We start from the raw sequence: 24,415 nt of genomic DNA on the forward strand, positions 1-24,415 counted from the left end.
ATCGCCGATGGTTGGAAGGGCGGTCATTGCCCGCGCCCGACAGAACCGGACGCCGGGTTGCCGCCCAGGACGTGATGTCCGGGCAGTGTCAGGCTATGATTTGCTGCGGTGGCGTTCGAAAAAGCGCCACATCGCCGCATTGTCGGCAACCCATTCATGGCCGCGACCGTGGTAAATCCAGCCCGAAACGCTCGCATTGCCGCTGCAATCGTCATAGCGGATCGTAAGCACCTTGCCGGTAAAGTCGATACGCTGCGGCCCCGCCTTGCACCCGTCAAGCGCCGCCCAGCGGGTCAGTGCGGTATCCATCGAATATTGCCAATAGCCCGCCCCGCCGCCATCGACCGGATTCACGGTATCGGCATCGCCGGCAAAGGCGAGGACAGGCAGCGGCCGGGCGGGGCGGCAGGTCGCAGGATCAGGCCGGGCGGGATCGGATTTCAGCGGATTGCCCGCGCGCAGGCCGACCACCGGCGCGATCGCCGCAAACCGGTCCGCCGCAACGCAGCCGAGCCATGACGTCATCCGCCCCCCGCCCGAAATGCCGGTGACATAGACCCGATCGGGATCGGCACAGCCCTTGGCCACCATCCAGTCGATCGCCGCGCCGATATAGGCGACATCGTCGGCGTCGTCCTTGCCGGGAAGTTTGCCGTCGACCGTCGGAACGCCGGGGATATTCCAGGCATAGCCCTTGCCCAGCGGAATCGCCCCATCGGGCGCGGCCAGGATGAAGTTTTCCGAATCGGAAAGCGCGGCAAGCCCCGAATCGCGCAGCACTCCTTCGCCGCTCGATCCGCTGCCGTGCAGCACGAAGACCAGCGGCCGGGGCTGCGCCGCGCCGGTCGCGGGCATGTGAACCTCCATCGAACGGCCGGTATCGCCGACCGGCAGCGCCCGCGTCGCGCCCGCCATCCCAAGGCGGCAGCGATCCGCCGCATGCCCGGTGCGCGGCGCGGCAAGTCCCGCCAGCATCAACAGCATCGTTGCGGCAACCGCGATGTGGCGCATGACCTGTGCTCTCCCCAATCCTATGTCCTGCCCTTCCCTAACCGCTCGCGCGCTTATTGTCAGCGCATCTGTTTCGTGCATAGGCAGGGCGTTATCGAATATGAGCATGGTTACGGAGCAGGCGGTGGCGATCGACCCCAGGACAAGCCCTCATTCAAGCGACGTGCTGATCATCGGATCGGGTGCGGCGGGGCTGACCGCGGCATTGAACCTTGCGCGGCGGTTCAAGGTGACAGTCATCGCCAAGGGGCGGATGAACGAAGGATCGACCGCCTGGGCGCAGGGCGGGATCGCGGCGGTACTGGAACCGGGCGACACGTTCGAAAGCCATGTCGAGGATACGATGATCGCGGGCGCGGGACTGAACAACCGCGCGATCGTGGAAATGGTGGTCGGCGGCGCGCCTGCCGCGATCGAGCGGCTGATCGAACTGGGCGTGCCGTTCAACAAGGAGCATGGCGCGCTGCACCTTACCCGCGAGGGCGGGCACAGCCATCGCCGCATCGTGCACGTCGCCGATGCGACCGGATGGGCGGTGCAGGAGGCGCTGCTCAATGCGGCGCTCGCCAATCCCAATATCCGCCTTGTCCCCGACATGGTCGCGATCGACCTTGCGACGTCGCGGCATGAGGAGCGCTATTCGGGCGCGGGCAATGTCTGGGGCGTCTATGCGGTGAACAAGGAAACCGGGCGGGTCGAATTGTTCACCGCCCGCGCGACGGTGCTGGCGTCGGGCGGCGCTGGGCGCGCCTATCTCTTCTCCACCGCGCCAAGGGGGGCGACCGGCGACGGCATCGCCATGGCGTGGCGCGCGGGTGCGCGCGTTTCGAACATGGAGATGATGCAGTTCCACCCGACCTGCCTGTACAATCTTGAGGTCAAGAACTTCCTGATTACCGAGGCGGTTCGCGGCGAGGGCGGGCGCCTGCTGATCCCCGACACGGGATACCGCTTCATGCCCGATTTCGACGATCGCGCCGAACTTGCTCCGCGCGATATCGTGGCGCGCGCGATCGATCATGAGATCAAGCGGCTGGGCCTCGATTACGTCCATCTCGACATTTCGCACCGCGATCCCGAATTCGTGAAGGGCCATTTCCCGACCATCTACGAAAAGCTGCTCACCCTGGGCATCGACATGACCCGCCAGCCCATACCCGTGGTGCCGGCGCAGCATTATACGTGCGGCGGCGTGGTGGTGGACGAAAACGGGCGCACCGACCTTCCGGGCCTGTATGCCGCCGGAGAAGTCACCCAGTCGGGCCTTCACGGCGCGAACCGGCTGGCATCGAACAGCCTGCTCGAATGTTTCGTGTTCGGCGAAGCGGCGGCCGAACACATCACCCGGTGCTGGGACGATTTTCCCCCTGTTCCCGCGATCCGGCCCTGGGACGAAAGCAGGGTGACCGATTCGGACGAGGAAGTCGTCATCAAGCAGAACTGGACCGAAATCCGCCGCTTCATGTGGAATTATGTCGGCATTGTGCGCACGACCAAGCGACTGGAACGCGCCGCGCACCGCATCAAGATGCTGGGCGACGAGATTTCCGACTATTACGGCCATTTCCGCGTGACGCCCGACCTCGTCGAACTACGCAACCTGCATCAGGCGGCCGAACTGATCGTGCGAAGCGCGCTGCACCGCAAGGAAAGCCGCGGGCTGCACTTCAACATGGATTATCCCGAATTGCTGACCGAGGCGGTGGACACCGTGCTGGTGCCGTAAAAAACCGCATGGCAATCCAGCGCTCGGCTCAGGGTGCTTCGCTGCGCGCGCTATAACAAGAAATCATGCTTCAGGCGCGCCGCCATCATCGCGGTTATAGGCTTTCAGATCGCCGAGATGCGCTGCTTCGGGCTTCACCTTCAGGCCCAGCCGGTCGATCAGCCAGGGCATGGTCAGCCCCTGAACGAAGATCGAGAAGGCGACGACGGCGAAGGCGACGGTGATGATCGTGCCGCGTTCGGGGATCGAGGCGGGCAACGCGAGGGCGAGCGCAAGCGCAAGCGCACCGCGAAGTCCGCCCCAGAACAGGACGTGCTTGTATTTCCACGGCACCGCCAGCCGGGTGCGCGCGAACGCCACCATTACCGGATACACCGCAGCCGCGCGGCCGAGCAGCGACAAGGCGGTCGCCGCGCCCGCCGCCTCGATCACCGCCAATATCGGCATCTGCGTTTCGCGCACCCCGATCAGCAGGAAGATCACCGAATTGGCGAGGAAGGCGACATATTCCCAGTGATTGAGCACCGCCGGGCGCCCGGTGTCGGAAATAGATCCCAGAAAGCCGTAATTGCCGACGATCAGTCCGGCGGTCAGCGTCGCAAGCACGCCCGAGCAGTGGAAATGCTCGGCGAGCAGGAACGAACCATAGGCGATGAGCATGGTGATCGTCACTTCGACCAGCCGGTCGGTAGTGCGCCCGGCAATCGCGACCAACGGCACCGCAACGGCTGCCCCCGCCGCGATTGCACCGGAGATGTTTTCGATCAGGTGCAGCGCAACTTCGCCCGGCCCCACCGCGCCGCTGGTCGCGAACATCACCAGGATCGCGAAACCGACCGCGGCAACCCCATCGTTCAGCAGGCTTTCCGATTCGACCAGCAGGTGAAGCCGTCGTTCGACGTGCAGCGCCTTGAACGCGGCGATCACGGCCACCGGATCGGTCGCGGCGATCAACACGCCGAAAAATGCCGCGCCCAGCCAGCTCCATCCGATCAGCATATGCATGCCGATGGCGACCACCCCGGCTGCAAGCAGCACGCCGAAGGTGACGAGCGCGATCAGCAGCGGCAGTTCGTGGCGGAACGGTCGCCAGGGTATCTGGATCGCCGCTTCGAACACCAGCGGCGGCAGCAGCACGAAAAAGATGAGGTCCGGGGTGAGCGTCAGCGAAACCGTGACGGGGAGCAGCGCGATACCCACCCCCGCCACAACCAGTCCGGCGCTGTAGGGCAATTTGAGCCGGTGGGTGGCGATCGCCACCAGCGAAGCGACGAACAGCAACGCGCCCAGCGTCGTGAAATCAAACTCTTGCAAATCCTTGCCTCTTGTTCACATTTGGCCGCTAGTAATCGCATGTTCGTCGCAGGCGTGCGAAACTTCGCTTGCGAGCAGGGCCAGTGTGCCCGCATGATCGGTTCGGGCAAGAGGCAATTCAACCGTGGCGAGTTCACAAGACGTTATGACATTTCTTCGCGCATTGGCGCTGGCGGCGATCGGTCCCGTCATCATGACCGGCTGCGGATCGCACGCCGTTATCCCTGCACGACCGACCGCAAAGATCGCCCCGCCCGCCCAGACGGTCGCGGTGCCGGTGCCGCCGCCCGCGCCAAAGCATGTCGACCCGCCCGAAGCGCTCGCCGAAACGATTCGCTCGGCAGTGCGCAATTTCGACGGAAAAGCAGGGGTCGCGGTGACCAGCGTCGATGATGGGTGGGAGGTCGATGCCAATGGCGACACCCGCATGCCGCAACAAAGCGTCAGCAAGACCTGGGTAGCGATGACGGTACTCGCCCAGCGCGATCAGGGCCGCCTGTCTCTCGATGACCCGCTGACCATCACCACCGCAGACCTGACGCTGTTCCATCAGCCGATCGCCGCGCTCGTCGCGCAGAATGGCGGCAGCTACACCAGCACGGTCGGGGCGATCCTGAAACGCGCGCTGACGATGAGCGACAATACCTGCAACGACAAGCTGCTCTGGCTGGTCGGCGGGCCGCCCGCCGTGCGCGAATTCATCAAAAGCCGCGATCTTGGCAATATCCGCTTCGGCCCCGGCGAACGCCTGCTGCAAAGCGGGACGGCGGGGCTCGACTGGAAACAAAGCTATTCGCTAGGCCGCAATTTCTATCAGGCGCGCGCCGCGCTGCCCACCGATGTGCGGCGCAAGGCATTCAACGCCTATATCGCCGATCCGCCCGACGGCGCGGCCCCCGCCGCCGTCGCCAAGGCACTGGCCCGTCTGAAAAAGGGCGAACTGCTTTCTGCCGGGTCCACCGCCTGGTTGATCAACACGATGCAATCGTCGCACACCGGCAAGAACCGCCTGCGCGGCGCAGTGCCGAGCGATTGGGTCTTCGGGCACAAGACCGGAACGGGACAGGATTTCGAAGGGCGGACCGCCGGGTATAACGATATTGGCATCCTGACCGCGCCCGACGGCAAAAGCTATACGGTTGCGGTGATGATCGGCGATACCGCGCGCACCATCCCGCAACGCTGGGAATTGATGCACACGGTGGTCAACGCGATCGTCGCTGCCGACCGGAACGGCTGACGGCGAAGCACGACGCGTTGAGTGGATGGCGCAATGCCATCTCCAACTCTTCCGTTCGCATCGATACCAAGGCGCAGTAAGCGCGGCTACTGATCGGATCTTCATCGCGAGAAGCGCAGCGACGCGGCGATCCAGCAGACTATCGTGTATGGGGTGAAACTGGATTACCACGCCCCTTACGGGGCTCGCAATAACGGCATTGTCATGGGTTCAGATCAATCCAGCCTGGTATGAGCTTATCGAAGCGCCACCCTTTTCCTTGCCTGACCGCAGGTCCGCGCAAAGCTATCGCGCGCTCGGGCCGGGACTGCTAAGCGCTGGCCATGGCCAATCATCTCTACCTGGTCGACGGATCGGGCTATATCTTCCGCGCCTATCACCGGCTGCCGCCGCTCACCAACAAGCATGGCGAGCCGGTCGGCGCGGTGTACGGTTACACCACGATGCTGTGGAAGCTCGCCGACGAACTGCACAAGGCCGACGGCCCGACGCACATGGCAGTCATCCTCGATAAATCGAGCAAGACCTTCCGCAACGACATGTACGACCAGTACAAGGCGCACCGCCCGCCGCCGCCCGAGGATCTGGTCCCGCAGTTTCCGATGATCCGCGATGCGACGCGTGCCTTTTCACTGCCGTGTATCGAAGAGGAGGGCTGGGAGGCCGATGACCTGATCGCCAGCTATGCCAAGGCGGCGCTGGCGCAGGGATGGGAAGTCACGATCGTCAGTTCCGACAAGGACCTGATGCAACTGATCGAGCCCGGACTCGACCTGTACGACACGATGAACAATCGCCGGCTGGGGCCTGAGCATGTTCAGGAGAAGTTCGGCGTAACGCCCGACAAGCTGGGCGAAGTGCTCGCGCTGATGGGCGACAGCGTCGACAATGTGCCAGGCGTTCCGGGGATCGGGCCGAAACGCGCGGCCGACCTGATCAACGAACATGGCGATGTCGAAGCGGTGCTTGCCGCCGCGCCGGACATGAAAAAGTCCAAGATGCGCGAAAATCTGATCGAGCATGCCGACATGGCGCGGCTGTCGCGCAAGCTGGTGACGCTGGCGTGCGACGTACCGCTGCCCGATCCGCTGGAAGACCTTGCCATGCAAGGGATTCCGGAAGCGCCGCTTCATGCCTTTCTGGACCATCACGGGTTCAAATCGCTGCTCGCCAAGCTGGGCGCGGTGGCCGATACGCCTGCCGAAACGTCGCAAGCGCCGGTGCCGGCAGAGCAAGACGATCCGCCGTGCGACCACGACGCCTATGAAACGGTGATCGAGCGCCAAGCGCTGGACCGCTGGATCGCGGCGGCGCACGCGCAGGGGCATGTCGCGGTCGATACCGAAACCACCGGGCTGGACGCGACGCAGGCCGATCTGGTCGGGGTCAGCCTGGCGCTCGCCCCCAACCGCGCCTGCTATATCCCGCTGGCGCATGGCGGCAGCGACATGTTCGCGGAAAAACCCGAACAGATGGACCGCGACGCCGCACTGGCGGCGCTGAAGGAATTGCTCGAAGACCCGGCGGTGCTCAAGATCGGGCATAATCTCAAATACGACATGACCGTTCTCGGCCGCTACGGGCTGGGTATCGCGCCTTATGACGACACGATCGTCATGAGCTTCGATCTCGACGCGGGGAGCCATGGCCATGGCATGGACGAACTGGCCGCCACGCATCTGTCGCATAGCTGCATCGCGTACAAGGACGTGGTCGGCACGGGCAAAAAGGCGATCGGTTTTCACGAAGTCGACCTGAAGTCGGCGACGCGCTACGCCGCCGAGGATGCCGATGTGACGCTGCGGCTGTGGCGGCGGTTCAAGCCGCGCCTTGCCTATGAAAGCGCGACGCGGGTGTACGAGATGGTCGACCGGCCGCTGGTGCGGGTGATCGCCGACATGGAAGCGACCGGCGTGAAGGTTGATGCGGATCGGCTGAAACAGCTTTCGGGCGAGTTCGCGGAAACGATGGTCTCGCTTGAACGAGAGATTCACGCGATCGCGGGCAGTGAATTCACCATCGGCAGCCCCAAACAGCTTGGCGACGTCCTGTTCGAACAAATGGGCCTGAAGGGCGGGCGTAAGGGCAAGTCGGGCGTCTATTCGACCGATGTCAACGAGATGGAGCGGCTTGCGGGCGAGGGGCACGAAATCGCGCGCAAGGTGCTCGACTGGCGCCAGCTTTCGAAGCTCAAATCCACCTATACCGACGCGTTGCAGGCGCAGATCAATCCGCACACGGGGCGCGTGCATACCAGCTATTCGCTGACCGGCGCACAGACCGGGCGGCTGTCGTCGACCGATCCAAATCTGCAGAACATCCCGATCCGTACCGAGGTCGGACGGCAGATTCGTGATGCGTTCGTCGCCGAACCGGGCAATGTCATCCTGGCCGCCGATTACAGCCAGATCGAATTGCGGCTGGCCGCGCATATCGCCGATGTGCCCGCGCTGCGCGATGCCTTTGCGCGCGGCGACGACATCCACAACATGACTGCGCAGGAACTGTTTGGCGAGGTCAATCGCGACACGCGCGGACGCGCCAAGACGATCAACTTCGCGATCCTGTACGGAATTTCACGCTGGGGGCTCGCCGGGCGGCTCGACGTATCGGCCGACGAGGCGCAGGCGATGATCGACCGCTATTTCGAGCGCTTCCCCGGCATCAACCGCTATATCGCCGAAACACTCACCAGCGCGAAGGAACGCGGTTACACGACCACGCTGTTCGGCCGCAAAACGCATTTCCCGCGGCTGAAATCGAAAAACCAGAATGAGCGCGCCGGGTCCGAGCGCGCCGCGATCAATGCGCCCATTCAGGGCACTTGCGCCGACATCATCAAGCGCGCGATGACCCGCATGGGGCCCGCGCTTGCCGAGGCGGGGCTGGGCGATGTCAAAATGCTGATGCAGGTGCATGACGAACTGGTGTTCGAATTGCCGGAAGGCAATGTCGAGGCCGCCCGGAGCATCATCGAAGGGGTGATGGCCAATGCGGCGGAACCCGCAGTGACGCTTACAGTGCCGTTGGGTGTGGAGATCGGCACCGGAAAGAGCTGGGGCGCGGCGCATTGACAGAAAGCACCGGGGGGAAGGACGACATCGCGGCGCTGGCGAAGGGCGGGCGGACGAACACCGCCGGATTCGTCATGCGGCTGGTCGCGCGGCTGCCGTTCCTGTTTATCGCGGGCCGGATCTACGGTCCGGACATGGTGGGCCGGTTCGCGCTGGCCGTGGTTGTGGTGGAACTGGCCGCGCTGGTCGCCACGCTTGGGCTGAAACGCGGGCTGGCGCAGGCGCTGGCGAAGACCGATCGGCCGCATGTCCATGTCGTATGGGACGGTATGGTGGTCGCGTTCGTCGCCTCGCTATGTGCGAGCATCCTGCTGATCGCCTTTCCACAGGTGATGTATCCCGACAGCAATATCGCCGGGCTGGACCGTTTCCTGCCGTGTATCATCTTCGCCATCGCATGGTCGGACGTCAGCCTTGCCGCGCTGGCGTACAAGCTGAACGTAAAGGCGGCGGTGACGGCGCGCGCGGTGGTCGAACCGTGGACGATCAGCATCTGCGCCTGGCTGTTTTCCTTCTATTCGCTGCGCGACGGGCTGGTGATGAGCTATGTCGCGTCGATGGCGGCCGCGCTGATCGCATCGCTGATCCCGTTCGTTCGCAGCTATGGCCTGCCGCGCGGATGGTCGCCGCGCATCGCGCCGCTGTTTTCGATGGCGACGCAGAATATCCCGCTGGCCGGCGCCGATGCGATCGAATGGTCGACGCGCAATGTCGACCGCTTCATCCTGGGGCTGCTTTTCGCGCCAAAGGTCGTCGGCATCTATTACATGGCGCAGCAGGTCGCATCGATCCCGCAAAAGCTGAAAACCAGCTTCGAGCCGGTGATGGGTCCGGTGATCACCCGCAGCCTTGCCGAAAACAACCTTGCCGCCGTCGCCAACCAGGTTCGGCAGGTGAGTTTCTGGACCATCGCGGCGCAGCTTGGCATCGCGTTGATGCTGACCATTCCGGGCGAAGCGGTGATGGGCATCGTCGGTCCGCAATTCGTCGCGGGCACCGCCGCGCTAGGTTTCCTGCTGACGGCGGAGGTCGTCGCATCGACCGGAACCGTGTGCGAATCGGCGCTGGTATATATCGCGCGGGTGCGCAACCTCGTCATTTCGATGACCATGATGGCGGTTCAGATCGGACTGAGTTTCGCGCTGGTCTGGGCGGCGCGGCGCGCGGGCTGGCCGACCATGTGGCAAGCGGCGGGACCCGCCGTCGCGCTGATGCTGTCGATCGGCATCACGTCGCTTATCAAGGCGCGGTTCCTGCGCCATCTGCTCGGCGAACCGGTATCGGGATTTCGCTGGCCACTCGTCTGGGCCGCCCTCGCCGCCTTTGCGATGGGCAGTGTCTTCACCGCACTACCCAAACGCTATGAATGGACCGAACTGGTGATCGGCATTCCCGCGATCTTCGCTGTCTATGGCTTCGTCATCTGGCGCTGGGCATTCGGTCCGGAGGATCGCACGCTGTTCAAAAAACTGCCCGGTGCAGGGGAATCCACCGCACCGATAGCCGGGGAAGCGGCACGCTAAAGCGAAGCAGCGCTTCCCTATTGGCCTTTAGTGGCGGAAGTGGCGCATTCCAGTGAATACCATGGCAAGTCCCGCCGCATCCGCCGCTGCGATGACTTCATCGTCGCGGATCGATCCGCCAGGCTGAATTACCGCGGTCGCGCCCGCCTCAACGGCGGTCAGCAGGCCGTCGGCGAAGGGGAAGAACGCGTCCGACGCCACCGCCGAGCCGATCGTGCGGGGTTGGCCCCAGCCCGCCTTTTCGGCGGCGTCCTTCGCCTTCCACGCCGCAATGCGCGCTGATTCGACACGGCTCATCTGGCCTGCGCCGATTCCTGCGGTGCTGCCATCCTTCGCATAGACGATCGCGTTCGATTTGACGTGCTTCGCCACGGTCCAGGCAAAGCGGCAATCGGCCAGTTCCTGCTCGGTCGGCTGACGCTTTGTCACGACCTTCAGCTCACCATCGATCAACGCGGCGTCGCGCGACTGGACGAGCAGTCCGCCCGCGATCGTGCGCAGTGCAAGGCCGGGCCGCGCCGGATCGGCAAGCTCGCCCGTGAGCAGAAGGCGCAGGTTTTTCTTCTTCGCAAAGATTGCGCGCACTTCGTCATCGGCATCGGGGGTCGCGACGACTTCGGTGAAAATCTCGGTGATCGCGGCCGCTGTCTCGGCGTCGAGCGGGCGGTTGGTGGCGACGATGCCGCCGAACGCCGACACGCTGTCGCAGGCAAGCGCGGCGCGATACGCCTCGATCAGCGTCGGCGCGGTCGCCACGCCACACGGATTGGCATGCTTGACGATGACCACCGTTGGATCGGCGTCGCGAAATTCGCCGACGAGTTCGAGCGCAGCATCGGCATCGTTGTAATTGTTATAGCTCAGCGCCTTGCCCTGAAGCTGCTGGCCCTGCGCGATACCCCGTGCTCCGCGCGCGCGCGGCAGGTACAGCGCCGCCGACTGGTGCGGATTTTCGCCATAGCGAAGTTCCTCGCCCAGCGTGAATGCCACCGGCAGCGTCTTCGGAAAGGCTTCGCCCTGATCGGAAAAGGCGAACCATTGCGCAATCGCCGAATCATAGGCGGCGGTTGCGGCATAGGCCTTTGCAGCGAACCGCTTGCGCGTGTCGAGCGTCGACCCACCGTCATACGCGTCCATTTCGGCGATCAGCGCGTCGTAATCCGCCGGATCAGTGACGATTGCGACCGAAGCGTGATTCTTCGCCGCCGACCGCACCATTGACGGCCCGCCGATATCGATATTCTCGATAATCTCGTCGCGCCCGGCACCCTTCGCGACCGTCGCTTCGAAGGGGTAGAGATTGACCACTACCAGGTCGATCGCGCCGATGCCGTGTTCGTCCATCGATACGACATGCGCATCATTGTCGCGCACGGCCAGCAGGCCGCCATGCACCACGGGGTGCAGCGTCTTCACCCGCCCGTCCATCATTTCGGGAAAACCGGTGAGATCGGAAATATCGCGCACCTGCAACCCGGCTTCGCGCAACGCCTTTGCCGTGCCCCCAGTGGAAACGAGTTCGACCCCGTGGCGGGCGAGCGCCTGCCCCAATTCGATGATTCCGTTCTTGTCGGAAACGGACAACAAGGCGCGGCGGATTTTTACGGTGCTCATGCCCGCGCTCTCTTTCGCAAAGCGGCGCGGGTTGCAAGCCCCGGTTCACCGCGTTCGACGAAGCAGCCAGCTGATGCTCGCCCCGCCCGCCTGGCTTTCGCCAGTCAGCACGAGCTGATGAGTGAGGCGCGGCCTGCCGGCAGGGTCTACCCAGAGGCTTTCGTCGATGGTGAGCGCGGCACCCTTGCACCGGAACTGCCATGCCGTGCCATCGGGCAGGCGAAGAAAGGCGGCAAGCCCGTCGGCAGTGGGTGCAGCCTCTACCTGTGGTCCCAGATGAAACCGGATGGCGAAAGCGGTTTCCGCCTTGCGCTGCTTGCGCCCCGCCGGAATCAGCGAATCTTCGCCGCGGATGTCCTGCCCGTCCTGCGCCAGCACGACCTGGCGGCGATGCAGGAAACCGAACCGGCGGACATAGCCGTCATGGCTCGCCTCGATCCGCTGCATCGTATCGCTTTCATGGCGATCAAACTCGACCTCCATGACGCCCTTACCCAGCGTGCCGTCGGCATGAATCGCGGTCGAATTGCTGTCGCTGAGCACCAGCGTCGAATGCGCGGCAGTGGTGCGCAACCCTTCGGCGAGGTCTTCGGGAACAGCGACCTGAACCGATCGCGCGCCGCCGCAATTGACGACCAGCCGATGCGGCCCGTCCGACATTTCGAAAGCAAGCGTCGAGGCGCAGCCGCCCTCCACCATCCGCGCCACGGGCGGCGGCGCGGCATCGAGGATCAGGATGACCTTACCCGCCGTCACGCGCTGATAGCCCCAGTCGCGCGCAGAGCGCAGCGGACGGACGCGCGCGCCGGTCGCCTCCACCATCTGCGCGATTGCTTCGGGCGCGATCGGTCCCGATCCCTGCCAGCTCGATCCGCCGCCGTCGCCATGGCATATGCCCAGCAGCGCAGCGACCATTGCATCGATCCGCGCGGTGAGGAAATCGGGCGCTTCGATACGACGCGCGTCATACGCGCCGCGGAGCATGGCGAGCAGCATGATCGCTTCCATCTGGCGCGCGGGCGAACGGCCGCTGGTGCCGCCATCCTCGCTTACCGATTTTTCCATCGCGCGGCGCAGCCCCGCCTCTCCCGCCGCGCGGCGCTGATCCCCGCCGGGAAGCAACAGGCCAGCCGCGACGACGCCCGACCATGCGGCGATGCGCGGCACACCCAGCGGCGCCTTGTCGGCGGTGCGATCGAGATGCCGCGCGCCGCGGGCGAGCGCGTTGAGCACCTTGGATCGATAGACAAGGTCGGTGGACGAAAGGATCAGCGGTGCATGCGCGGTCCAGAACAAGACGCGCCGCCCCCAGAGATCGGGCCGCCAAGCGGGGTCGGTAACGGTTTCGCCATGCACCGTCACCCATTGCCGCATGATCGCCTCGGCAATCGGCGCGGCGGTGGCGCGCGTCGCGACCGAAGACAGGTCGCGCAGCCATTGGAAACTGTGCAGATATTCGCCGAACCCCGCCGAAAAGCTGGGCCTTACCAGTGCAAGGCCGGGAATATTGCGCGTCTCCCCCCGCCACGTCACCATGCCGTCGAGCAGCGCCTTGCCCCGCGCGATATCGCCCAGAAAGGGATCGTCGGCGACCGCGAGCAGCTTCAGCGGGTGCCGCCCCTTCAACCGCATCGAATGGACCGGGCTTCGCCAGACGAGCCGCTGGAACCGCTCGCTCAGCCGTTCGGCGAGCGACAGTCCGCGATCGCCGCCGGTTCGCACCAGCCGCTTGCCCGGTGCGATCCCGTCCGGGCCGCCATGGTCCGGATCGCGCTCGCTCACCCCTCACCCCGAAGCGCGGCGATATTGGCGGCATAGGCGCCCGGCCCGCCGGTGAAGCTGGCGGTACCCGCGACCAGCGCGTCGGCACCCGCTTCGATCGCGCGCGGCGCGGTGGCGCGGTCGATCCCGCCATCGACTTCCAGATCGATGTCGCGCCCCGATGCGTCGATCCGCATGCGAAGCTCGGCGATCTTGTCGAGCTGGCCTTCGATGAATTTCTGCCCGCCAAAGCCGGGATTGACGCTCATCACCAGAACCAGATCGAGCAGGTCCATGACATGGAAGATGGCCGATGGCGGCGTCGCGGGATTGAGGACGACGCCCGCCCGCTTGCCCAGTGCCTTGATCGATTGCAGCGTGCGGTGAAGGTGCGGGCCGCTTTCGGGATGTACCGAAATGCAGTCGGCCCCCGCTTCGGCGAACGCCTGAAGAAACGGATCGGCCGGTTCGATCATCAGATGAACATCGAACGGCTTGGCGCTGTGCGGGCGAAGCGCCTTCACCACCGCCGGACCGATGGTGATGTTGGGCACGAAATGGCCGTCCATCACATCGACGTGAATCCAGTCAGCGCCCGCCTGATCTATCGCGCGCACCTCTTCACCCAGCCGGGCGAAATCGGCGGACAGGATCGATGGAGCGATGCGGACGGGCTTTTGCATAGGCCCCATGTAGCATGGCGCGATTCGCCCGCAAGCCGCGCCGTGATCAGCCGGTGCGCATCATCCGGCACACGAAGAAGCCGTCCATGCCGCCGGCCTCCTCCAGCATGCCCGGCAGGGTGCGCACCCAGCCGCGCTGATGCGCATATACGCCATCGGGAAGTTCATCGGCGAGCACCGAGTCGATCGCGAAATCGCCGCGCGACGCCAAAAAGGGGTCGATCTGCGCTTCGCCTTCGGCGGGTTCGAGCGAACAGGTGGCATAGACCAGCAATCCGCCGGGGCGAACCCAATCGGCCGCGCGCACGAGCAACCGCGACTGAAGCTCCGCCATGTCAGCGATCAGGCGCGGATGGACGCGGTGGAGTACGTCGGGATGGCGGCGGAAAATCCCGGTCGCGCTGCACGGTGCATCGAGCAACACCACGTCGAACGGCGCATCGGGTCGCCATTCGAGCGCGTCCGCGGCAATGATCCGCGCGGCAAGGCCGGTGCGCTGGCAATTTTCGCCAAGTCGCCCGAGACGACTTTCCGAAATGTCGAGCGCGGTCACATCCCAACCCGCCGCGGCGAGTTGCAGCGTCTTTCCGCCGGGCGCTGCGCAAAGATCGAGCGCGCGCCCTAAACCGCCGCCCAACAGCCGCGCTGGCAGCGAGGCGGCAATGTCCTGAACCCACCAACGGCCCTCAACAAAACCCTCACGCTGCGGCACCGGCGGCCCGTCGCCCAGCCGGACATGGCCGGGCAGCAGGCTGCTTCCGCCAAGCGCTTCGGCCAGCCGGTCGGTTTCGCCGAAATCACGCAGGCTGATATCGATCGGTGGCTGGTCAGCGATTGCCCGCGCCGCACGGGTGAGCATCGGCCCGCCCCATGCATCGCGCCACCGCGCTGCAACCGCATCGGGAAGCGAGGGATGCACGGGCAGGCTCGCTTGCTTACGCATCAGCGTGCCGAACACACCATGGACCAGCTTGCGCGGTCCGCCATCGACCAGCGGCAGCACCGTGGAAATCGCAGCGTGCGGCGGTGTGTCCATCAGCAGCGCCTGGGCGAGCGCGATGCGAAGCACGCTGCGCGCCTTCGCATCGTCGGGAAGACGGCGCTGGGTCGCCGAATCGATCAGCGCGTCGAGATCGGGAAGACGGCGCAAGACGTTCGCCGCGAGCGCATGGGCAAGCGCGCGATCCTCCCGCTTCGTCAGTTCCTTTGCCGCGCTGTCGAGCGCCGCTTCGAGCGCCTGACCACGGCGGAGCACCGCGTCGAGTAATTTGAGTGCGGCGCGGCGCGCGGGCACGCCCGGCGGTTCGGGCGACAGGCGGGGGCGGGCCATGACGTCAGCCGCGCTTCAGCGGGTCGAGCGCGCTGGCCCGGCGCGGGCTGCGAGTGACGGGAACGCTTGCCTCTGCCCGCGCGACGCTTGTCGGCGGTGCGGCGCTTTCGACCTGCGGCATCGCGCCTGCAATCCGCTGCAACTCCGCGATACGGTTGCCGGTGTCCGGATGGGTGGAAAACCAGTTGTCACCGCCACCGCGCGACAGGCCGGGGATGATGTAAAGCTGTGACGTCGCCGGAATACGCTCGGCCACCGGATTGCGCGTGCGCGCCGCGCCGCGCTGAAGTTTTTCGAGCGCGGAGGCGAGCGCGAGCGGCTTACCCGAAATCTCCGCCCCGGCCCGGTCGGCGCCATATTCGCGGGTGCGGCTGATCGCCATCTGAACGATCATCGCCGCGAAGGGCGCGACGAATACCGCGAGCAGCCCCGCCCAGCCGGGGCTGCGCCCGTCGCCGCCGCGAAAGAACAGCCCGAAATTGGCGAGCATCGAAATCGCGCCGGCGATCGTCGCTACCATCGTCATGATCAGGGTGTCGCGATTGCGCACATGGCCCAGTTCATGCGCCATCACGCCAGCAATTTCATCGCGGTTCAGGATGTTCAGCAACCCCGTGGTCGCGGCGACCGCGGCATGGTTCGGATCGCGCCCGGTGGCAAAGGCATTGGGCTGCGGCTGATCGACGATATAGACGCGCGGCATCGGCAGCTTCGCCCGATCGGCAAGTTCGCGCACGATGCCGTAAAATTCTGGGGCTGTTTGCGCGTCCACTTCGCGCGCATGGTGCATTTTAAGGACGATCTTGTCCGCGTTCCAATAAGTAAACAGGTTCATTCCCACCGCGATCATCAGCGCGATGACCATGCCCGCGCGGCCGCCCAGCGTAAAACCGAGCGCCATGAACAGCGCGGTCAGCGCGGCGAGCAGCATCCCGGTCTTTAGCGTATTCACTTGAACCCAATCCTTTCCCCGCCAATGTGGGTAATTATAGCCGCCGATCAATTGAAAGGATCATCCGATGGGACAGCGCCCCGCCCATGTGAAGCCCCCCGCCCATCTGTCCAAAAGCCCGCCAGTGCCCCGGCCCGACCCGAAACCGCCCGAGCGCAGCGCACAGGACGACCCGCTGGGGCGCGATCCCACCCGCTATGGCGACTGGGAATTGAAGGGCATCGCGATCGACTTTTGAGGTAAGGGGCGGTCCTACACCCCTTCGTGGCGCAGGGGACGCTGGAGCAGCGCGTCCATCACCGCGTCGAGCGGCGCGCCATCGAGCAGCGCACAAACCGCCTCCGTCAGCGGCATTTCGATGCCCGCTTCGTGCGCGGCTTCGCGCAGCACCGGCGCGGTTGCCGCACCTTCAGCCACGGTCTTGCGATCAGAAAGCAGCGCCGACGCCGCAATCCCCTGCCCCAGCCCGACGCCGAGCGAAAAGTTGCGCGAATTGGTCGAGGAACAGGTGAGGACAAGATCGCCCAACCCTGCCAGCCCGGCAAGCGTTTCAGCACGCGCGCCGCGTGCGAGGCCAAACCGCGTCATTTCGGCGAACCCGCGCGCGATCAGAGCAGCGCGCGCATTGAGGCCAAGCCCCGCGCCTTCCACCACGCCGCACGCAATGGCGAGAACATTTTTTACCGCGCCGCCGATCTCCGCACCGATCACATCGGTCGAGGCATAGGTCCGGAAGGTCGCACTGGCGATCCGGTCCGACAGTGCAGCGCCAAGGCTTTCGTCCGCACAGGCAAGCGTTACGGCCGTGGGCAGGCCCGCCGCGACTTCGTGCGCGAAAGTGGGGCCGGAAAGGACTGCAAGCGGGCTTTGCGGATGCACCTCACCCGCAATGTCGCTGACCAGCCGCTTCGTGCCCGCCTCGATCCCCTTTGCGCACAGGATGAGCGGCTTGTCGCCGATATCGGACTGTTCGAGTACCGAGCGGACATGCTGTGCGGGCACCACGATCAACAGCGCGTCGCATATGGCGAGATCGTCCAGCCGATCGGTCGCGCGGATGGTGGGCGACAACCGCACGCCGGGAAGAAAGCCCGTATTCTCGTGTATATCGTTGATCGCCGAAACCACGTCCGGTTCGCGTGCCCAGAGGGTGACGGGCGCATCGCCGCGCGCGGCGACCTGCGCCAGCGCGGTGCCCCATGCGCCTGCCCCGATAACTCCCAGTTTCATGCCTTCACTCCCGCGCCGCGTACCTTTTCCGCATCCGGATCGAGCGGCCAGCGCGCGCGCGCCGGCGTGTCGAGCGGGTCGGTCAGCCCGGCAGCGAGACGTTCCGCGCCCGCCCAGCCGATCATCGCCGCATTGTCTGTGCAAAGCCATGCAGGCGGCGCGACGAAGCGAAGTCCGGCTTCTTGCGCGAGTCCTTCAAGCATCGCGCGAACCGCGCCGTTGGCAGCGACGCCCCCCGCCACCACCAGCGCAGTAGCGCCCTCCGTGTGTCGGATGGCGCGCCGGGTGCGATCCTGCAGGCAATCGACCACCGCCTTTTGAAATCCCGCAGCGATATCCTCCGCGCGATACACCCCGGCATCGCGCGCGCGCAGCACCGCGCTTTTCAGGCCAGCGAACGAAAAATGCGGCTCGGGCGATCCGAGCAGCGGGCGCGGCAGCGGCACCGCCCCGGCGTCCCCGGCGGCGGCGGCGGCCTCCACCTTCGGACCGCCGGGATAGCCGAGACCCAACAGCTTCGCGGTCTTGTCGAACGCTTCCCCGGCTGCGTCGTCGATCGTGGTGGCGAGGCGGCGATAGCGTCCTACCCCTTCGACAAGCAGCAACTGGCAATGACCGCCCGATACCAACAGCAGCAGATAGGGAAATTCGAGCGCGTCGTCGGCAAGCCGGGGGCTGAGCGCATGGCCCTCAAGATGGTTCACCGCGACCAGCGGCTTGCCGCTCGCCAGCGCCAGCGCCTTGCCCGTGACCAGCCCCACCATGACGCCGCCGATCAGTCCCGGCCCGGCGGTGGCCGCGATCGCGTCGACATCGCTTAACGCAACCCCCGCTTCGTCCAGCGCCGCCGTAACGAGCGGTCCCAGAATCTCGACATGCGCGCGCGCGGCGATTTCGGGCACCACCCCGCCATAGGGCGCATGCGCCGCTTCCTGTCCCGCAAGTTTATGCGCAAGGATGCGCCGGTCGCCGGTGACGAGCGCCGCCGCGGTTTCGTCGCAGCTCGATTCAAGGCCGAGGATCAATGTCATGGGCTTTCCTCTACTGTGGCACATCGTTAGCACAAGGCGCATGCCCAGCCTAAGACTTGGAACCCGCGGCTCACCGCTCGCCCTCACCCAGGCCGCGATGGTCAAGGCCGCGCTTGTCGCGGCGCACGGCTGGACCGGCGACGCCGTCGAAACCGTGGTGGTTCGCACCACCGGCGACAAGGTGCAGGATCGCGCGCTTGCCGAAATCGGCGGCAAGGCGTTGTGGACGAAGGAACTCGACCGCGCGCTGCTGGAGGGCGAAATCGATTTCGCCGTCCATTCGATGAAGGATGTCGAAACGATCCGCCCGACGGAAATCGCGATTGCCGCGATGCTGGAGCGCGCCGATGTACGCGACCGGATCATCGGCGCGCCGTCGGTCGAAGCATTGCCGCACGGTGCGCAGATAGGGACGAGCTCGCCGCGCCGCGCCGCGCAGCTCAAATATCTGCGCCCCGACCTTTCCATCCTGCTGTTTCGCGGCAATGTCGACACCCGGCTCGCCAAACTGGAAGCCGGAGAGGCGGACGCAACGATGCTGGCGGCAGCGGGGCTGGCGCGGCTGGGACGCCATGACGTCGGCAGCGCCGTTCCCGTCGATACGATGCTGCCCGCACCAGCGCAGGGCGCGGTGGGAATCGAATGCCGCGCCGCCGATACGGGGACGCGCGCGCTGCTTGCCGCGATCGACCATGGCGCGACCAGCCGCTGCGTCATGGCGGAGCGGGCGCTGCTCGCCGCGTTGGGAGCGGATTGCCATTCGCCGGTCGCCGCATTGGCGCAAGAGCGGCAGGACAAGGTAACCCTGCGCGCGATGCTCTATTCCGAGGATGGCAGCGCGCGCGTTGAAGGTTCCGCCGAAGCCGCGATCGGCGACAGTGATTTCGCCGCTACGCTTGCCCGCGACCTTTTGAACCGCGCCGTACCCGCCATTCGCCGGCTGTTCGCGGCATGAGCCGTTCGCTTGTCGTCCTGCGCCCCGAACCGGGAAATTCGCAAACCGCGCGGCGGATCGAGGAGGCCGGCTTTACCGCCATACGTCTGCCGCTGTTCGTCGTGCGGCCGCTCCCCTGGCCCGCGCCGGAGCGTGCGCATGACGCGCTGATCCTGACCAGCGCCAATGCGATGCGCCATGGCGGGGCGCAGCTTGCCGCGCTGACCGGCCTTCCGGTCTACGCCGTCGGCCCCGCCACCGCGATGTCGGCTCAGGCAATGGGGTTCAAGGTGGTACGCACCGGCAGCGAAGGCGTCGACGCGCTGCTTGATCAGGCGCGCGCGGACGGCGTGCGCCGCGCGCTCCATTTGACCGGACGCGATCATCGGCTGTCCAGGATACCGCCCATCGCGGAGATACGCGAAGTCTATGCCAGCGAAGCCTGTGCGATCGACACGGCGGCGACGCGATCGCTGGAACAACAGGTGGCGCTGGTCCATTCGCCGCGCGCTGGCGAAGCGTTTGCCGCACTGGCGGATCGCGAAGCACTGAACCGTGGGAAAATCGCAATCGCGGCGATCAGCCCGGCCGCGGCGCAGGCCGTGGGCGGGGGCTGGCGCAACATTGCCGTCGCCGATGCGATCAGCGACGCTGCGGTGATCGCGGCGGCCACGTCGCTCGCCGATTGACCGGGCGCGGCGACGCGGGGATAAGGACGGCATGGATAACGGGCAAGCGCATGACCCGGCGACAGCGCCGCGCCGCACCTCGGTCAAAATGCTCCTATTGGTCGGCGTTGCCGCGTTCATCGCCGGGCTGGCCGTCATGGCGGCGGGTTATGTCCTGTGGGGCGATCGACTGGGGCTGCCGGGACAGTCGCAATCCCCGGCGGCGCAATCCCCGCGCATGCCGGTGATGGTCCCAAATGCCGAGGCGCTGGGCAAACTTGCGGCGCGCGAAACGATGCTCGACAACCGTATCGGCGAACTTGAGGAACGGCTTTCCGGTATCGACAGCGACAGCAGGACCGCATCCGGTTTCGCCACGCGCGCGGAAGGCATCATGGTCGCCTTTGCCGCGCGGCGCGCGCTCGATCGGGGACTGCCGCTGGGGTATATCGAGGGGCAGCTCAGCGAACGCTTCGGCACGGTTCGGCCACGGGCGGTAAGCGTCGTCGTGCGCGCCGCGCGCGATCCGGTGACGCTGGAGGATTTGCGGCTGTCGCTCGACACGCTTTCGCCCGATCTGCTCAATGGCGGTGACGATGCCGGCTGGTGGGCCTCGACCCGGCGCGAACTTTCCAACCTGATCGTGTTGCGCCACGACCGCACGCCCAGCCCGCGCCCCAGCGAGCGGCTGCAGCGCGCCAAACGAATGCTCGACGCCGGACAAGTGGAAGGCGCGCTGGGCGAAGTGTCGCACATGCCCGGCGCGGACAGTGCCGGGGAGTGGATGCGCGCCGCGCGAAATTATATCGATGCGCGGCGCGCTCTCGACCTGATCGAGACCACCGCGCTGGAGGGCGGCGGACGCCAACTGGCCCCGGCACCGGTCGAAACGCCCGCACCCGATGCGACGGGCGACGAAAACAGCAATTGAGGAATGGATGATGGCAGGCATGGGCCGGTTCGACTGGCAGGACCCCTTCGCGCTCGACGCGCAGCTTAGCGACGAAGAACGCATGGTGCGCGACAGCGCGCATGGCTATGCCTGCGGCAAGCTGTTGCCGCGTGTTGCGCAGGCGTTCGAGCGCGAGGAGTTCGACCGCGCGATCATGGCCGAGATGGGCGAACTGGGCCTGCTCGGCGCAACCATCGCGCCCGAATATGGCGGCGCGGGTCTTGGCTATGTCAGCTACGGCCTTGTCGCGCGTGAGGTTGAGGCGGTCGATTCGGGCTATCGCAGCGCGATGAGCGTGCAGTCGAGCCTGGTGATGCACCCGATCGCCGCGTACGGCACCGAGGCGCAGAAACAGAAATATCTGCCCAAGCTCGCGAGCGGCGAATGGATCGGCTGTTTCGGCCTGACCGAACCCGATGCCGGTTCCGACCCCGGCGGCATGAAAACGCGCGCGAAAAAGATCGACGGTGGCTATTCGCTGTCTGGATCGAAAATGTGGATCACCAATTCGCCGATCGCCGACGTGTTCGTCGTGTGGGCGAAATCGGATGCGCATGACGGCAAGATCAAGGGCTTCGTGCTGGAGAAAGGCATGAAAGGCCTTTCCGCGCCCAAGATCGAAGGCAAGCTGAGCTTGCGCGCCTCGATCACCGGGGAAATCGTGATGGAGGAGGTGGAGGTGGGCGAGGATGCGCTGCTTCCCGATGTCGAAGGGCTGAGGGGTCCGTTCGGCTGCCTTAACCGCGCACGCTACGGCATTGCCTGGGGCAGCTTGGGCGCGGCCGAATTCTGCATGCATGCCGCGCGGCAATATACCCTCGACCGCCATCAGTTCGGTGTGCCGCTCGCCTCGAAACAGCTCGTCCAGCTGAAGCTCGCTGATATGGAGACCGAAATCGCGCTTGGACTACAGGCATGTCTTCGTGCAGGCCGGATGTTCGACGAGGGCACGCTTGCCCCCGAAGCGATCAGCATTCTCAAGCGTAACAATTGCGGCAAGGCGCTCGCCATCGCGCGTACCGCGCGCGACATGCATGGCGGCAACGGCATTTCGGGCGAATTCCACGTCCTGCGCCATGCGATCAACCTGGAAACCGTCAATACCTATGAAGGTACGCACGACGTCCATGGCCTGATCCTCGGCCGTGCGATCACCGGCATCCCGGCATTTTGAGGGATTGGCCGTGAAACCGCTTGCCGGCATCCGGGTGATCGAACTTGCCCGCATTCTGGCAGGACCATGGTGCGGACAGTTGCTCGCCGATCTGGGTGCCGAGGTGATCAAGGTCGAACGGCCCGGCGCGGGCGACGACACGCGCCATTGGGGGCCGCCCTTCCTTCACGGGCCGGACGGCGAAAATCTAGACGCCGCCTATTTCCACGCCGCCAATCGGGGCAAGACCGCTCGCGCGATCGATATCACTTCGGCGAAAGGACAGGCGCAAATACGCGCACTGGTCGCCGATGCCGACGTCGTGATCGAAAATTACAAGGTCGGGGGACTCGCCAAATACGGCCTTGATCATGACAGCCTGACCCGGGTGAACCCGAAGCTGATCACCTGTTCGATCACCGGGTTCGGCCAAACCGGTCCCTATGCCCATCGCGCGGGATATGATTTCATCATTCAGGGGATGGGCGGCATCATGAGCCTTACCGGCGAACCCGACGGCGCGCCGCAAAAGGCCGGAATCGCCTATGCCGATATCTTCACCGGCGTCTATTCGGCGGTCGCGATCCTGGCGGCGCTTCGTCGGCGCGACAGCGAGGGGACGGGCGCGCATATCGATATGGCGCTGCTCGACACCCAGGTCGCGGTGCTCGCCAATCAGGCGCTCAACTGGATGGCGAGCGGCAACGTGCCCCATCGCATGGGGAACGGGCACGCCAATCTTGCCCCCTATCAAGCGTTCGAGGCGAGCGACGGCGCCCTGATCATCGCGGTCGGCAATGATGGCCAGTTCGCACGACTGTGCGCCGTGCTTGGGCTGGACCTGGCGGGCGATGCGCGGTTTGCCACCAATCCGGCGCGGGTGGCCAATCGCGATGCGCTCGTCCCAGTGATCGGGCGCGCGGTCGCCGCCTGGACGAAAGCCGATCTTGCCACTGCGCTGGAAGCGAACGGCATTCCGGCGGGGCCGATCAACAATGTCGCCGAAGTGTTCGCCGACCCGCAGGTGATCGCGCGCGGGATGCAGATCGCGCCGCGCGGCCTTCCCGGCGTCGCCAGCCCGATCGTGATCGACGGCGTGCGTATGGCCGCCGATGCCCCCAGCCCGCCGAGACCCGCCAATGACGCATGACAATTCGGGTTCAAACCCACCGCGCCCGCATCGATCGGTATGGCGCGGCTGATCGGTTAGCCGGGAAAGCCCGACAGGAAACTTTCGACATTGGCGCCCAGCGCTTCGATCGCATAGCCGCCCTCCATCAAAATGGCGGTGGGCCAGCCCCGCGCCGCGATATCGGCGGCGAGCGCACGATAATCCTGCGTGCGGATCGCGAATTGCGAGATCGGGTCGCCGTCCCATGTATCCACGCCCAGGCTGACGATCAGCATGCCGGGATCGAACGCCGCGATGGCATCGAGCGCCTTTGCCTGCGCGCTGCGAAACGCCGCCAGCGTCGTCCCGCGCGCCAGCGGCAGGTTGAGCGTCGCTCCCTGCCCCGCGCCCTCGCCGGTTTCATCGGCATGTCCCCAATAGAAGGGAAAGTCAGTCGCCGGATCGGCGTGAAGCGACGCGTAAAAGACGTCGCCGCGCGTATAGAAGATATCCTGCGTCCCGTTACCATGGTGATAATCAATGTCGAGGATCGCCACTCGCGCGACGCCATTGTCGCGCGCATGCTGCGCAGCAATTGCCGCAGCATTGAGGTAGCAATAACCGCCCAGATAGTCGTGCCCGGCATGATGGCCGGGTGGACGACACAGCGCGAATGCCGCGCCTTCCCCGCGCAGCACCGCATCGCACGCGCCAATCGCGGTTTGCGCCGTGGCATAGGCGGCCTCCCATGTCCCCTGCGAAATGGGGCTGGCAGCATCGAAGCTGTAGCGGCCAAGATCGCCGTCGATCCGGTTGAGGGTGAGCGGCCTGCGCCCGACCACCGGCCAGGCATAGCCGAACGCATCGCCGTCGCGCCCTGCCGCCTTCCACCGCGCATAGGCGCTTTTCAGGAAATCGACATAATCCCCATCGTGCACTGCGCGGATCGGCCCTTCGCCACGATCGTCGGGCATTTCGGGTTCGCCGAGCACTGCCAGAATCGATTCGATCCGTCGCGCATCCTCCGCATAGGCGACGAAGCCGCCATTGTGCAGTTCACGCTCCGGCCGGTGCAGCGCCTGATCGGGATGATGAAAGATTCGCATCG

20 protein-coding genes are annotated in these 24,415 nt (G+C 65.5%); 10 read left to right on the forward strand and 10 right to left on the reverse strand.

All coding sequences use genetic code 11. The features are described 5' to 3' along the window. Window positions 1–93: 93 nt before the first annotated feature. Window positions 94–1,011 (reverse strand): CE1 family esterase, encoded by a 918-nt coding sequence (locus KY084_RS07285; protein WP_246586969.1) that lies wholly within the window; start codon window positions 1,009–1,011, stop codon window positions 94–96. A gap of 100 nt (window positions 1,012–1,111) precedes the next feature. On the opposite strand from KY084_RS07285, the gene nadB reads away from it, so the two are divergent. After that, window positions 1,112–2,737: an L-aspartate oxidase gene (gene nadB, locus KY084_RS07290; RefSeq protein WP_246586970.1), complete on the forward strand. Its 1,626-nt coding sequence runs from the start codon at window positions 1,112–1,114 to the stop codon at window positions 2,735–2,737. A gap of 63 nt (window positions 2,738–2,800) precedes the next feature. Here the strand turns inward: nadB and KY084_RS07295 are convergent, their stop codons facing one another. Further along, on the reverse strand, window positions 2,801–4,051 hold the full coding sequence (locus KY084_RS07295) for a cation:proton antiporter (protein WP_219237797.1): 1,251 nt from the start codon (window positions 4,049–4,051) through the stop codon (window positions 2,801–2,803). Window positions 4,052–4,196: 145 nt separating this feature from the next. Here KY084_RS07295 and KY084_RS07300 point away from each other — a divergent pair, with 145 nt between their 5' ends. From KY084_RS07300 to KY084_RS07310, 3 genes are all read left to right on the forward strand, one after another. Next, window positions 4,197–5,291 (forward strand): serine hydrolase, encoded by a 1,095-nt coding sequence (locus KY084_RS07300; RefSeq protein WP_425516723.1) that lies wholly within the window; start codon window positions 4,197–4,199, stop codon window positions 5,289–5,291. A gap of 323 nt (window positions 5,292–5,614) precedes the next feature. Further along, window positions 5,615–8,365: a DNA polymerase I gene (polA, locus tag KY084_RS07305; RefSeq protein ID WP_219237798.1), complete on the forward strand. Its 2,751-nt coding sequence runs from the start codon at window positions 5,615–5,617 to the stop codon at window positions 8,363–8,365. After that, entirely contained in the window at window positions 8,362–9,888 is a 1,527-nt protein-coding gene (locus KY084_RS07310) for a lipopolysaccharide biosynthesis protein (RefSeq protein WP_246586971.1), read from the forward strand. The genes polA and KY084_RS07310 overlap by 4 nt, the downstream gene beginning before the upstream one ends. 27 nt (window positions 9,889–9,915) lie before the next feature. On the opposite strand, the gene purH is transcribed toward KY084_RS07310, so the two are convergent. Genes purH through htpX form a run of 5 tightly spaced genes read right to left on the reverse strand, consistent with a single transcriptional unit; the run spans window position 9,916 to window position 16,228 of the window. Then, window positions 9,916–11,502 (reverse strand): bifunctional phosphoribosylaminoimidazolecarboxamide formyltransferase/IMP cyclohydrolase, encoded by a 1,587-nt coding sequence (purH, locus tag KY084_RS07315; RefSeq protein ID WP_219237799.1) that lies wholly within the window; start codon window positions 11,500–11,502, stop codon window positions 9,916–9,918. A gap of 45 nt (window positions 11,503–11,547) precedes the next feature. After that, window positions 11,548–13,284: a heparinase II/III family protein gene (locus tag KY084_RS07320; RefSeq protein ID WP_343227972.1), complete on the reverse strand. Its 1,737-nt coding sequence runs from the start codon at window positions 13,282–13,284 to the stop codon at window positions 11,548–11,550. Then, on the reverse strand, window positions 13,281–13,946 hold the full coding sequence (rpe, locus tag KY084_RS07325; RefSeq protein ID WP_219237800.1) for a ribulose-phosphate 3-epimerase: 666 nt from the start codon (window positions 13,944–13,946) through the stop codon (window positions 13,281–13,283). Before rpe ends, KY084_RS07320 begins: the two co-directional genes overlap by 4 nt. A gap of 46 nt (window positions 13,947–13,992) precedes the next feature. Next, a complete protein-coding gene (locus KY084_RS07330; RefSeq protein ID WP_219237801.1) occupies window positions 13,993–15,276 on the reverse strand; it encodes an RsmB/NOP family class I SAM-dependent RNA methyltransferase in 1,284 nt (427 codons plus the stop codon). Window positions 15,277–15,280: 4 nt separating this feature from the next. After that, complete coding sequence (htpX, locus tag KY084_RS07335) at window positions 15,281–16,228, reverse strand: zinc metalloprotease HtpX (protein ID WP_219237802.1); 948 nt, start codon at window positions 16,226–16,228, stop codon at window positions 15,281–15,283. A gap of 67 nt (window positions 16,229–16,295) precedes the next feature. On the opposite strand from htpX, the gene KY084_RS07340 reads away from it, so the two are divergent. Further along, window positions 16,296–16,466, forward strand: coding sequence for a DUF1674 domain-containing protein (locus KY084_RS07340; RefSeq protein ID WP_219237803.1), 171 nt, complete (start codon window positions 16,296–16,298; stop codon window positions 16,464–16,466). A 14-nt stretch (window positions 16,467–16,480) separates the two neighbouring features. Here the strand turns inward: KY084_RS07340 and KY084_RS07345 are convergent, their stop codons facing one another. After that, window positions 16,481–17,458 (reverse strand): NAD(P)H-dependent glycerol-3-phosphate dehydrogenase, encoded by a 978-nt coding sequence (locus tag KY084_RS07345; protein ID WP_219237804.1) that lies wholly within the window; start codon window positions 17,456–17,458, stop codon window positions 16,481–16,483. Then, window positions 17,455–18,489: a tRNA (adenosine(37)-N6)-threonylcarbamoyltransferase complex transferase subunit TsaD gene (tsaD, locus tag KY084_RS07350; protein ID WP_219237805.1), complete on the reverse strand. Its 1,035-nt coding sequence runs from the start codon at window positions 18,487–18,489 to the stop codon at window positions 17,455–17,457. The genes KY084_RS07345 and tsaD overlap by 4 nt, the downstream gene beginning before the upstream one ends. A gap of 40 nt (window positions 18,490–18,529) precedes the next feature. Here tsaD and hemC point away from each other — a divergent pair, with 40 nt between their 5' ends. The 5 genes from hemC to KY084_RS07375 are packed head-to-tail and all read left to right on the forward strand — an operon-like array spanning window position 18,530 to window position 23,346. Then, complete coding sequence (gene hemC / locus KY084_RS07355; RefSeq protein WP_219237806.1) at window positions 18,530–19,444, forward strand: hydroxymethylbilane synthase; 915 nt, start codon at window positions 18,530–18,532, stop codon at window positions 19,442–19,444. Next, on the forward strand, window positions 19,441–20,112 hold the full coding sequence (locus KY084_RS07360; RefSeq protein WP_219237807.1) for a uroporphyrinogen-III synthase: 672 nt from the start codon (window positions 19,441–19,443) through the stop codon (window positions 20,110–20,112). The genes hemC and KY084_RS07360 overlap by 4 nt, the downstream gene beginning before the upstream one ends. A 31-nt stretch (window positions 20,113–20,143) precedes the next feature. Continuing rightward, complete coding sequence (locus KY084_RS07365; RefSeq protein WP_219237808.1) at window positions 20,144–21,022, forward strand: hypothetical protein; 879 nt, start codon at window positions 20,144–20,146, stop codon at window positions 21,020–21,022. 10 nt (window positions 21,023–21,032) lie between these two features. Continuing rightward, entirely contained in the window at window positions 21,033–22,217 is a 1,185-nt protein-coding gene (locus KY084_RS07370; RefSeq protein WP_219237912.1) for an acyl-CoA dehydrogenase, read from the forward strand. A 10-nt stretch (window positions 22,218–22,227) separates the two neighbouring features. After that, on the forward strand, window positions 22,228–23,346 hold the full coding sequence (locus KY084_RS07375; RefSeq protein WP_219237809.1) for a CaiB/BaiF CoA transferase family protein: 1,119 nt from the start codon (window positions 22,228–22,230) through the stop codon (window positions 23,344–23,346). A 56-nt stretch (window positions 23,347–23,402) separates the two neighbouring features. Here the strand turns inward: KY084_RS07375 and KY084_RS07380 are convergent, their stop codons facing one another. Next, a complete protein-coding gene (locus KY084_RS07380) occupies window positions 23,403–24,413 on the reverse strand; it encodes a histone deacetylase family protein (RefSeq protein WP_219237810.1) in 1,011 nt (336 codons plus the stop codon). Window positions 24,414–24,415: the final 2 nt, after the last annotated feature.

This window comes from Stakelama flava (genome assembly GCF_019351405.1).
GTDB lineage: Bacteria > Pseudomonadota > Alphaproteobacteria > Sphingomonadales > Sphingomonadaceae > Sphingomonas > Sphingomonas flava_A.